The organism is Lacticaseibacillus suibinensis (genome assembly GCF_003946175.1).
GTDB lineage: Bacteria > Bacillota > Bacilli > Lactobacillales > Lactobacillaceae > Lacticaseibacillus > Lacticaseibacillus suibinensis.
This window is the reverse complement of the sequence record NZ_RHOK01000010.1, coordinates 59,317-70,831: the sequence shown is the minus strand read 5'-3', so window position 1 is coordinate 70,831 and position 11,515 is coordinate 59,317. Positions and strand designations below refer to the sequence as shown.

The following is an 11,515-nucleotide window of genomic DNA, read 5'->3' as shown; positions in this document are numbered from 1 at the left end:
CTTGCAGAGTTTATTTACAACCTTACTCATCATCGATTCAATTCTGATCGTGATCGCGACCTTGATGCAACCAAGCAAACAGCAAGATGCGTTGAGCGCCTTATCTGGTGGCGCCACCGACTTGTTCGGCAAACAAAAATCGCGAGGCTTCGAAGCTTTTATGGAAAAAGTCACCGTGGTCCTCGGCGTTTTATTCTTCGCCTTTTCGCTCGTCTTAGTGTATATTGGCGCCCACTAACGAAGGTCTCCTGGTGAACAGGGGCCTTTTTTTGGAGGTGAGGGCATGAAAGCAGCCTTACACTTACCTGGTGCTAACTCCCTCGGGGTGGTGCTGCTCCATGCGTATACCGGCGGGCCAGCGGATGTCAATCTGCTGGCGCACGCTTTGAACCGCCAAGGCTATCCCGTGGTGGCACCGGTATTTGCCGGGCATGAAAACAATGACCCGGATGAGCTGCTGCGCCAGTCGCCTTTGATTTGGTGGGACCAAGTTGAAGCAACGGTGGCGGCAATGGCTAATCAAACCGAGCAGGTGGCCGTTTTCGGGCTTTCGCTTGGCGGTATTTTTGCCATGCGGGCGCTGGCAGTGATGCCGCAGGTGACTTTAGGCGGCGTCATTGCCAGTCCGATGATGCCAGGTACCAGCAACGTGCCGGTTAATTTTTGGCGCTGGTTTAAGGCGACTCGGCGCCGGCAGGAATTACCTACTGAGCCAACTGCGGCACAGCAGGCGGCGTTAACGCAGCAACTCGCCGCGATTGAACAGTTTAATGCTGGTACCCAGCCGCTGCTGGCGGGGTTGACCAAACCGGTTTTCATCGCCGCTGCGCTGCAGGATACGATGATCGACCCCCAGCGCACCATCGCTTTGCAAACCGCGCTGAAGCGAGCACCGGTGACCTATCAGGGATATGAAGCTGACCACGTGCTGACCGTGAATGGCGCGCATCACCAGCTTGAACATGATATTGAACAATTTTTAATGAAAGAATATGAGGGACAATTATGACCACAGTCGGCCACTTGCGTAATGAACTACTCGCGACTTTTCGGCGGAATCCCAAAATCGGATTTTCTGTCCAATCACTAAATCGCGCACTGAAGCTCACCGATGCCCAGGACTTTAAACTTCTGGTGCAGGCGCTGAGCGGACTAGAAAATGATGATTTGATTCACCAAAATGATGAATCCCGCTACATGTTAGGTGGCAAACCTCAGCAGTTGATTGGGGTGTTTCATGGCAACGAAAAGGGCTTCGGCTTTGTTGCCGTAGAAGGCCAAGACAACGACATGTTTATCGCCCCGCCGAACACGAAGTTTGCGCTGGATGGCGATACCGTTGAAGTGACGATTGTGCGCCAAGCGCGGCCTGGCGATTCCCGCGGCCCAGAAGCGGCGGTTACTCGCATCGTTGAACATAAGAATACCCGCCTGGTCGGAGAATATGCCCCGCTATCTGATGGCGAACATGCCCGCACTGGCTTTATCGGCACCGTCACCAGCCATGAAAAGAAGCTGGCGCGGTACCTAATTTTCCTGAAGGACAATGGCACTGTCCCAGAGCTCGGCGACATGATCATGGCTGAAATCACCGAATATCCAAGTCAGGAACGGCCTGGTAGTATGGTTGGTTTGTTGGTCCAAAACCTGGGCAACAAAAACACCCCGGGCGTCGATGTCATGTCCTTGGTGTTGGCCAATGATATTTATGTCGATTACCCTGATGACGCGATGAAGCAGGCCAATGACACTCCTGATCATGTCACCGCCGAAGATCGCCTGGGACGCCGTGATATCACCGATCAGCCAGTGGTCACCATTGATGGCGACGATAGTAAGGACTTCGATGATGCCGTGGTCGCTTGGCGTTTGCCGAACGGAAACTTCCACTTGGGGGTTCACATTGCTGACGTGTCCTATTACGTCACCGAAGGCTCGGCGCTGGATAAGGAAACCTATAAGCGTGGCACTTCCACGTACTTGGTGGACCGGGTCATTCCGATGCTGCCATTCCGGTTGTCCAATGGGATTTGCTCCCTCAACCCTGATGTTGATCGGTTGGCGATGTCATGCGATATGGAAATCGATTCGGAAGGCCATGTGGTCAATCATGAAATCTATCAATCCGTCATTCGCTCCCATGGCCGCCTGACTTATAACAAGGTCAACCAAGTGCTGGCAGGGGATGCCGAAGCCCGCGCTGAATATGGTGACTTGGTGCCAATGCTCGAACTGATGGCCGAAATGCACAAGATTTTGTATGCGATGCGCCATCACCGTGGGGCCATTGACTTCGAAGAAAACGAAGCCAAGATCATTGTTGATGACGAAGGCCACCCAACCGACATTGTGCTGCGGGAGCGTGGCATTTCCGAACGCATGATTGAAAGCTTCATGCTGCAGGCGAACGAAACCGTGGCGGAACATTACAACCGCCAGCACCTGCCATTCTTGTACCGGGTGCACGAAACCCCAGATGAAGATCGCATCAAGGACTTCATCGATTTCATGGCCACCTTTGGCCTGCACGTGCCGATTAAAAAAGGCCAGCCAATTACCCCAAAGATGCTTCAAAACGTCAACACGGAGGTCTCAGGCACCCCAGAAGAGATGATGGTCAACGTCAAGATGTTGCGTAGTCTCAAGCAGGCGCGGTACTCAGACGAACCACTCGGTCACTTTGGGATTGCGGCCAAGTACTATTGCCACTTCACCAGTCCGATTCGGCGCTATCCTGACCTGATTGTGCATCGGCTGATTCGGACCTACGCGACTCAGGGCACTGATGATGCCGTGCAAACCAAGTGGGCCGAAAAACTGCCTGACATCGCCGTTCAAGCCTCAACTCGCGAACGGCACAGTATCGACGCCGAACGCGCCGTAGATGACCTGAAGAAGGCCGAATTCATGGCCGATAAAGTTGGCGAAGAATTCGACGGCGTGGTTTCCGGTGTGGCCGGCTTTGGGATGTTCGTGGCCCTGCCGAACACCGTGGAAGGCCTCGTGCACATTAGCCGCATGACCGACGATTACTACGGCTTCCTTGAAAGCCAAATGGCCTTGATTGGGGAACGGACGCACCACATTTTCCGCATTGGTCAAACCGTGCGCGTGAAGTTGGAAAATGTCGATGTTGAACAGCGCCAAGTTGATTTTTCCCTGGTGCCAAGTGACAACACGCCAACCACCGACCTTGAGGTGCCGAAGCAGCCGAGTCGGGCGCCGCGCCGCGACAATAACCGTGGCCCGAAGAACGACCATCAGCCGACGGATCGCGGCAAGCGCCATAATGCTAAGCGCCCAACTGGCCAGGCTAAGCCGTTCCGCAATTCAATCGGCAACCAGGTGCGGTCCCACAATCAAGGACGCAAACATTAGTTAACCAAAGAAGGTGAACCAATGGCCAAAAAGATGAAACCCAAGGCGGACAATGTGCTGGCGCAAAACAAAAAAGCGCGGCACGACTACAACATTTTAGACACCTATGAGGCGGGCATTGCCCTGACCGGCACCGAAATCAAATCGGTCCGGGATGGCAAAACCAACCTGCGTGACGGCTTCGTCCGCATTACCAATGACGAAGCGTGGCTGGTCAACGTCCACATCAGCCCTTACAAAGAAGGCAATCAATTCAACGTCGATCCGCTGCGCAATCGCAAGCTCCTTTTGCACAAAAAGGAAATCCGCAAACTGCTGGAGGCCTTGACGCAGCAAGGACTCACCGCCGTGCCGCTGAAGATGTACTTGAAGCACGGTTATGCCAAAGTGCTGGTCGGGGTTGCCCAAGGGAAAAAGTTGTATGACAAGCGCGAGAGTCTGAAGCAAAAAGACCAAAAGCGTGACATTGCCCGCGCGATGAAAGAACGGTATTAACTTAGTCGCTTCCTCGGAGGCGGCTTTTTCTGTGCCTAGTGCAGGCGGTAGCCCAAACTGGCTTGCATGGCTGCGGCCATCAACCAAAACAAGCTGACTCGCATACGCGAATCAGCTTGTTTTTGTTTAGCCGTAAATATAATCCCGCGTTAGCGGCAACCCAGTGCCAGAAGGGGCTTTGGTGACGAGAAACTGCATGACGTCGATGTTGCCAGATTCAAATGACGCCGCGGCTGCTTGTAAGTATAGATCCCACATGCGGGTGAACTCGAAACCGAACTGCTTTTGGATGACATTGCGCTTGGCGTTGAAGTTCGTGTCCCACAGCTCCAGGGTGCGCTGGTAGTGGCGGCGCAGCGGCTCCAGATCGGAAACCTGCAGCCCCGCCGCAATGACGTGGTCGATGTTTTCGCTGAGGCCGGGAATGTAGCCACCAGGGAAAATGTACTTGTTCAGCCAGGCGTTATTCGCCCCGCCTTGTTGCCGGGTGATGCCGTGGATCAAGGCTGAGCCATTGGGCGCCATGAGTTTGGCCACGTCCTGGAAATACAGCCCCAGGTTTTCCTTGCCGACATGTTCGAACATGCCGACTGAGGTGACATAATCATAAGGCCCGTCATCGAGTTCGCGGTAGTCCCGCAGGAGCACTCGCGCGTGGTCTTGCAAGCCGAGCTCATTGATGCGAGCAGTGACGAAATCGTATTGTTCCTGCGATAAGGTGATACCCGTGACGTTGACGTGGTAACGCTTGGCGGCAGTGAGCATCAAGGTGCCCCAGCCGCAGCCGATATCTAGCAGGCGCCGGTCAGGCTGAGGGTCGAGCTTGCGCAGAATGTGGTCGACTTTGTTTTGCTGGGCGGAGGTGAGGTCTTGATCCCAATCGTCGAAGTAGGCGCAGGAATAGGTCATGGTTTTGTCCAACCACAGTTTATAGAAGTCGTTGCCTAAGTCGTAATGAGCTTGGATGTCTTGTTTGCTCTTTTTTTCTGAATGCGATTGCTTGGGGATGAGGCGCATCAACTTCGGATTGCGCATGAAGCTGCCGCTGCTTTCATAGGCTGCCGTTAACAGGCGCTGCAAGGCGAAGGGGCCGCCGCCGGTCACTTCGATGTCACCACGCATGTAGGCTTCACCCAGCGCCAGGGAAGCATTTTTCAGCAGGTCCTTCACTGGAATGAGCTTGTGCATGTGAATAGTGAGTTGGCTTTTGCCTTCGCCGTACTGCTTCTGCTGCTCACCGTAATCGACGGTGAGGGGGATGTTGAAGGAATGGGCGAAGAGTTGATCATAGAATTGTTTTTCGAGCATGTTTGACCTCCTATGCCAAAGATAACATCTCTAGCTTACGCGTTTTGACGTGCCAAATGTAAGCAAAAAGCTCAAAAAATCCCCATTAATCAACGACTTGTCACATTGACAAATCAATTGGTTAATGGGGTTTTCAGAAAAATATTAATATTGTCTATTCCTGGTCAGGTTCATCTAAAGTGTAGTAGAGGTCTTTTTCCGGCAAAAGAATTTCGGCTCTGGTTTGTTCATCGAGCACCGCGGCTTCGCGTTCAGGATGGAAACTGTGCCATGGCACAATGACCTTGGGCGCGACCATTTGCGCTAACGTCACGAGGTCTTCCCGCAGCGCGTGGCCGGAGCAGGAGAGGAAATGGAGCGGGATGGCATGCTCTGCGAGAAACTGTTTGAGCTGGTTGAACCGTGGATCGTAATCGCCCAGTGGTTCACCATTCGTGTGCACGTAGGCGGAAACTGGTAGCCCGGCTAATTGATCCAGATGGTCAAAGGCGTTTTGCCACAGATAATGGCCAGGGTTTGCTTTAATGTCGCTTAAGGTCACAGTCTGACCGATTACGGCATCAGGCTGCTGGCCGGTCATCGCCGTTAGCACAGTGGCTTCAGGCTGTTCCCACACCATCATCCGGCCGGCTTCATGAGCGGTTTGTTGAATGGCCGCGAGCCGTTCGTAGTTGCGAATGTAAGGGTTAATGACCACCAACTGCGAGGAGGTCTTGAGCAGCGCTGCCAGGTTGGCTTGCATGGTGGCCTCGGTGAGTGGGGCGCTCGGGTGCGCTTGATCTTCCACCGGGGCTGGCGTATCGAAGGAAAAGGTCGTGCCTTCAAGCATCAACATCGAAAGCCCCTTGTCATGGAACACCTGCACCCAGTGGTCGACCCGCTCCCGATGCGGGCCATTGAGGCGGACATCGCCGGAGTGCGCATAGAAGCGCTGCCCGTCGCCCACCAGCAGGGCCATCACCCCAGGTTCGTCATGGTCGGAGGCAAAGCCTTCAACCGTAAAAGTACCCACCGTCAGCGGCTGTTCAAACGCAAGCGGATGCAGGTTTGGTACTGGCGCCTCAATGCCCAACTGAATCAAGGTCTGATATAACTTGAAACTCGGGGCGGACAGGTAGATGGGGATGTCTTTGGTTAGATACTGCAAGGCGCCCATGTGATCGATGTGCAGATGCGAAATAAAAATCGCTTCATGCTCAAAGTGATCCTCAGCCGAGCCAAATAATTCTGGGACATTCGGTAATTTACCGTTGGCGATGGCAGAAGCCGGCGTCTCGTCGGTTAAATCTGCCGCCACCCCAAAGTCCATGATGACCCGGCTGGCGCCTTGCGAGAACTCAACAATATTCCCGCCGATGGTTTGCAGTCCATTCAAAAACCTGATTTCAGTCATATTAGCCTCCTAAATTAGCGTAGTCCATTATTGTACGCCTGAAAACGGGAAAAGTCATCAGGCCGCTCGGAGCGCAACTACACTATCGCGGCCCGTCAGGCCAACCTCCGCAGGCGCGGGCTGGATCGTGGTGGCCAGCGCTTTTAACCTCGAAGCCCGAGTCTCAAAGTCGCGGGTTGTGCTAAGCCAACACATTGGCTAAGCACAATTTCCCCACTGAGCCCCTGCCTGCTTCGGTTGGCCTGCCCTACATAGCATTCGGCCTCATATGCAGAGCAAACATGTTTGATCGCCAACGCTGCAGCAGAGAGGTTACGTTGTATGACTGTTTCTCCAAAGCGGTTCATCATGCATAAGTGACTAGATGATGTTTAAATGTCCAGAGCCTTACAAGTTTTTTCGTTCGATTTTTACCACGGCTTTGCCTTTGGCGAGTTCATCAACGACTTTGTCCATCTGCCGAATTTTCTGTAGCAGGGGGTCTTCAATGGTTTCCACCCGCACGCCGCAAATGACGCCGGTGATTTGGTTGGCAGTCTTTGCCATAGTGGCTTGGGCGAAAAAGTCGCTTAAGGGGAGCGTGCTGGTCGCCAGCTGCGCTGCAGGGTAACCGGTGAGCCAGGTGAGCACAGCGTCAAGCTCGGCTTGTGTGCGGCCTTTGCGCGTCACTTTGCTGACGTACAGCGGGTAGATTTGGTTGAATGGCATTTCCTGAATGGGTTTACGCATGGGCGCCACCTCCGTTTGATTTGTCTTTATTTTAACTGACTAAGCCAAAACGCGAAACGACAGGCAACAAAAAACCGTCGCGCGAGGCGACGGTTCAAAAATACAAATTGCTTATTTGGCATCCTTTAAGATGACTTCTGTCTTCTTTTGCAGGTCTGCCATGGCGGTTTCAGGCTTGGTGCCCTTGGTCGTCATGTTGTCAACAGCATCGAGCAGATCGTTACGGTATTCAGTAAAGCCTTTGAACGCCGTGGACTGGAAACCAAAGCTCAGGGAGTCAACCGCAGCCTTGGAGGTTGGGTTCTTCTTCAGATAAGCCTGGAAGGAAGCATCCTTAACGGCAGACTTACGCAGCGGCACATAGCCGGTCGCTTCAGCCCACTTGATGGTTTCTTTCTTCGAGGTCAGGTACTTCATGAAGGCCCAAGCGCCTTTTTGTTCGTCGGTTGAGGCAGACTTGAACATCACAATGTCGTTGCCGGCCAATTCAGTGGCTTTTTTGCCATTGTAGGTTGGTAGCGGTGCGGTGCCCCAGGTGAAGCCTTTAGGTGCGTTTTGCTTCATGGAAGAGATACCAGCTGAAGAACCGAAGTAGAACAGCGTCTTACCAGAAGTGAAGCTCTTATCACCGTAGAAGTCTTCGCCGGCGGTCTTGGCTTCGCCGTTTTGGATCATGTTGTAAATCATGTTCGTGACTTTGAGGGTCTTCTTGGAGTCCAAGTTAGCCTTCAGGTCCTTGGAAACAAATGGGTTGCCGGCCTGGCGCGCCAAGCCTTCAAGTTCCATATCAAAGCTGGAGTCAAAGCCCATAACCATCACGCCTTGAGCCTTCAACTTTGGCCCGAGGGCTTCAAGGTCTTCCCAGCTCTTTGGCATGTCCACGCCAAGCTTCTTCATCAAAGTTGGGTTGTAGTACATAATCCGCGTTGACTTGGAAAATGGCATGGAGTAGTACTTGCCTTCATACTTGGAACTGGTGATGAACGCTGGGTAAATATCGTCCAAACTGCTTTGGCTCAGCTTGTCAGAGCCTTTGAGCATGTACGGATCCAGCGGGGTGATGAACCCGTTGGAAACATAGTCAGGAACGGTGGTGTAGGTTGTCTGGGCAATTGTTGGCAGTTTCTTGGACTTAGCTGCCGCCATGATCTTTTGTTGCAGGGCAGTGTAGTTGCCTTGCGCCGTGCCTTTAACCACATACTTATCCTGGGACTTGTTGAAATCGCTGATAATGCCGTTTAAGGCTTTTTGGTACGGGCCATTCATCCCGTGCCAGAAAGTAATGGTCACTTTTTTGCCACTATCACTACTCTTATCAGAAGAGGAGTTGCCGCATGCAGCCAGGCCTAGGCCCAGCACAACAGCAGCTGCCCCAAGTAATGATTTACCCCAAACACTCTTTTTCATGAGTTGAACTCATCCTTTCAATCCAGCTTTGGATATGCCAGCAATAATGTATTTTTGCAAGAAGATATAAACAATCACCATTGGGATGATGACGAAAGTTGATGCTGCCATCAGCAATTGGTATTGGGTCCCCGCATCAGTGGTGAAGGCTTGCAGCCCAACCGGCAAGGTGCGCATGTTTTCGCTGTTCGTGACAATCAGCGGCCACATGAAGGAATTCCAACTCCCAATGACGGATAACACGGTAACCGCAGTGATGGTGGACTTACTCATTGGCACCAACACCGTCCACAAATATTTCCAGTCCGTGGCGCCGTCCATTTTGGCGGCGTAGTAAATTTGCTCAGGCGTGGACTGAAAGGCCTGCCGCAAAGTGAAGACAGTGAAGAAACTGGCCAGCCACGGCACAATCAAGGCCCCGTAGTGATCGATCAAGCCAATCTTAGACAAGGTAACGAAGTTCGGGATGATCAGCATTTCGCCTGGGATCATCATCGTGCCTAAGAACAACATGAAGAGCAGGTTTTTACCCCAAAAGTGTAACCGTGAGAAGGCAAAAGCCGCCAGAATACTGGTGAACAATTGGCCCACGGTGGTGACCACCGTGACGATGACACTGTTGATGAAGTAGCGAGCGAATGGCGCGGCGTTAAAGGCCTCGACATAGTTATGCCACTGCAAGACTTTCGGGATCCAAACCGGGGGAATCTTGATGGTTTCCGGACTGGTTTTAAGGGATGTTGACACCATCCACAAAAATGGAATCAGCATCGTGATTGCACCTAACGTCACAATCACATACAACAATATCCGACTGATTTTTTTTGCCATGGTTGCCTCCTAATAGTGCACGTGCTTGCGCGAGTACCACAGCTGCACCAACGTGACCAGTAAGATCAAGAAGAACAAGATCACACCGCTGGCGGCGGCAATGGGGTATTTGTATTCCGTGTAGAACTTTTGATACAAGTAATACACGATGGTCAAATCCGCGTTTGCCGGGCCAGGCTGGCCTTGGAACAAGGCAAAAATCTGGTCGAACACTTTGAACGAGCCAATGACGCCATTGACTGACACCAAGAAGGTGATCGGAGAAATCATGGGAATCGTCACATTCCAGAACCGTTGCCAGGCATTAGCGCCATCGATTTCGGCGGCTTGGTAGTAGCCTTTGTCAATGTTGTTCAGCCCCACGAGGAACAAAATGATATTGAAACCCAGGTTTTTCCAAATGGACATAATGATCAAGGCGAGCAGTGACCAATGTGGGTCCGTCAACCAATTAATCGGATGCAGCCCCACCAGGCCCATGAAGTAATTCATCAGCCCGTAGTCAGAATGGTAAATCCAGTTCCACACCATGGCAATCGCCACCGTTGATGTCACAAACGGCAGGAAGTACACCGTGCGGAAGAACCCAGACAGCCATTTGACCTGGTTGAGGAGCAGCGCGATGATCAGCGACAAAATCACGGTGACAGGCACCACGCCAGCCACAAAGACCAACGTGTTGCGCACGGCCAGGTGAAAGTCTGGATCATTCCAAAGGTAGACAAAGTTGTCGAACCCCATGGCGTCGACTTTGTCGGTGTAGAAGTTGTATTTGGTGTACAAGCTCATCAGAAATGATGAGATGATCGGCCAAATATTGAACGTCAGCGAAATCACCAGCATCGGCAGCAGGTACAGGTAAGCCTTCAGTGAAGACTTAAGGGTGGGTTTCTCATTTATCATGGGCTTCACCGCCAAAGATCAAGGCGCCTTGCTCATTAAAGAGGAAGAAGCCAGCTTTTGTCAGGAAGAAGTCACCCTCCGTTTGTGATGCCGGCAGCCCCGCCAACTCGGTCGACAAAAGTTGCTGACCATTGTAGGTGAGGTAGGCGGTGGACTCGCGGCCGTACTTCTGTGATTGCTGCAAGGTGGCATGAATCTTCGCAACCATGCCTTGGCCATTGTCAAACGGCACAATGGCCTCGCTGCGAATGCCAACGGTGTGCGCCTGCGCCAGCACGCTGGCTGGCACTGACTCAACCAAATCTGCCCGCAAGACATCAGCGGGCACTGAATTGATCACAGGCTCGCCGATGAACTTCGCGACAAACAGATTGCTTGGCCGCTCGTAAAGCTCCGCCGGGGTGGAGAATTGCTGAATCGAGCCGAAACTGAGCACCATGATGTGGTCTGAAATGTGTAAGGCCTCATCTTGGTCATGCGTGACGAAAATGGTCGTCACGCCAGTTTCTTGCTGAATCCGGCGAATTTCTTGCCGCATCTCAATGCGCAGCCGGGCGTCCAAGTTGGACAGAGGCTCGTCCAGCAAGAGCAGGGACGGCGATTTCGCCAAGGCGCGCGCAATCGCGACCCGCTGCTGCTGACCACCAGAGAGCCCCGCTGGTTTTTTGTCGAGCTGATCGTCGACGTGAACCAGTTTGGCTAGTTCTTCGGCCCGCTTGTAGCGTTCGGCTTTGCTCACCTTTTGCATTTTCAGCGGAAAGGCGATGTTATCACGCACGGTCAGGTGTGGATAAAGTGAGTAGTTCTGAAATACCATGCCAACTTTGCGCGCGAGCGCATCTTTCTTGGTGACATCTTCATCCCCAAAATAGATGTGACCACTCGTGGCAGGAAGCAACCCTGAAATCAAATTCAGCGTTGTTGTTTTGCCCCCGCCGCTTGGCCCCAAGAGAGAAACTAGGGCGCCATCTGGAATCGTAAAATTCAGATTCTTCAGCGTATCTTTTTTCCCATCGTAGGACAAAGTGACGTCCTTAAACGTTACTTTCACCCTTAACGCTCCTTCAACTG

The 11,515-nt window shown here is 52.6% G+C and carries 11 protein-coding genes; 4 read left to right on the top strand and 7 right to left on the bottom strand.

What is annotated here, in order from left to right:
- The first annotated feature begins 1 nt into the window (after position 1).
- From secG to smpB, 4 genes are read left to right on the top strand one after another with little or no spacing between them, the layout of a single operon-like run.
- A complete protein-coding gene (gene secG, locus EKM90_RS06625) occupies positions 2-238 on the top strand; it encodes a preprotein translocase subunit SecG (RefSeq protein ID WP_125580924.1) in 237 nt (78 codons plus the stop codon).
- A 45-nt stretch (positions 239-283) separates the two neighbouring features.
- Complete coding sequence (locus EKM90_RS06620) at positions 284-1,009, top strand: alpha/beta hydrolase (RefSeq protein ID WP_125580922.1); 726 nt, start codon at positions 284-286, stop codon at positions 1,007-1,009.
- The gene (rnr, locus tag EKM90_RS06615; protein WP_125580920.1) at positions 1,006-3,378 is read left to right on the top strand and encodes a ribonuclease R; all 2,373 of its coding nucleotides are present in this window, start codon (positions 1,006-1,008) and stop codon (positions 3,376-3,378) included. The genes EKM90_RS06620 and rnr overlap by 4 nt, the downstream gene beginning before the upstream one ends.
- A 21-nt stretch (positions 3,379-3,399) precedes the next feature.
- Positions 3,400-3,873 (top strand): SsrA-binding protein SmpB, encoded by a 474-nt coding sequence (gene smpB, locus EKM90_RS06610; RefSeq protein ID WP_125580918.1) that lies wholly within the window; start codon positions 3,400-3,402, stop codon positions 3,871-3,873.
- Between the two features lie 126 nt (positions 3,874-3,999).
- Here the strand turns inward: smpB and EKM90_RS06605 are convergent, their stop codons facing one another.
- The 7 genes from EKM90_RS06605 to EKM90_RS06575 form a co-directional block, all read right to left on the bottom strand.
- Positions 4,000-5,181, bottom strand: coding sequence for an SAM-dependent methyltransferase (locus EKM90_RS06605; protein WP_125580916.1), 1,182 nt, complete (start codon positions 5,179-5,181; stop codon positions 4,000-4,002).
- Positions 5,182-5,335: 154 nt separating this feature from the next.
- Positions 5,336-6,574 (bottom strand): MBL fold metallo-hydrolase, encoded by a 1,239-nt coding sequence (locus tag EKM90_RS06600; RefSeq protein ID WP_125580914.1) that lies wholly within the window; start codon positions 6,572-6,574, stop codon positions 5,336-5,338.
- Between the two features lie 387 nt (positions 6,575-6,961).
- Positions 6,962-7,303, bottom strand: a complete 342-nt coding sequence (locus tag EKM90_RS06595; RefSeq protein WP_125580912.1) for a DUF2200 family protein — start codon at positions 7,301-7,303, stop codon at positions 6,962-6,964.
- A 111-nt stretch (positions 7,304-7,414) separates the two neighbouring features.
- Positions 7,415-8,710: an ABC transporter substrate-binding protein gene (locus EKM90_RS06590; RefSeq protein WP_125580910.1), complete on the bottom strand. Its 1,296-nt coding sequence runs from the start codon at positions 8,708-8,710 to the stop codon at positions 7,415-7,417.
- A 9-nt stretch (positions 8,711-8,719) separates the two neighbouring features.
- Positions 8,720-9,541 (bottom strand): carbohydrate ABC transporter permease, encoded by an 822-nt coding sequence (locus EKM90_RS06585; protein WP_125580908.1) that lies wholly within the window; start codon positions 9,539-9,541, stop codon positions 8,720-8,722.
- Positions 9,542-9,550: 9 nt separating this feature from the next.
- Positions 9,551-10,444 (bottom strand): carbohydrate ABC transporter permease, encoded by an 894-nt coding sequence (locus tag EKM90_RS06580; protein ID WP_125580906.1) that lies wholly within the window; start codon positions 10,442-10,444, stop codon positions 9,551-9,553.
- Positions 10,434-11,495: an ABC transporter ATP-binding protein gene (locus tag EKM90_RS06575; RefSeq protein ID WP_125580904.1), complete on the bottom strand. Its 1,062-nt coding sequence runs from the start codon at positions 11,493-11,495 to the stop codon at positions 10,434-10,436. Before EKM90_RS06575 ends, EKM90_RS06580 begins: the two co-directional genes overlap by 11 nt.
- Positions 11,496-11,515: the final 20 nt, after the last annotated feature.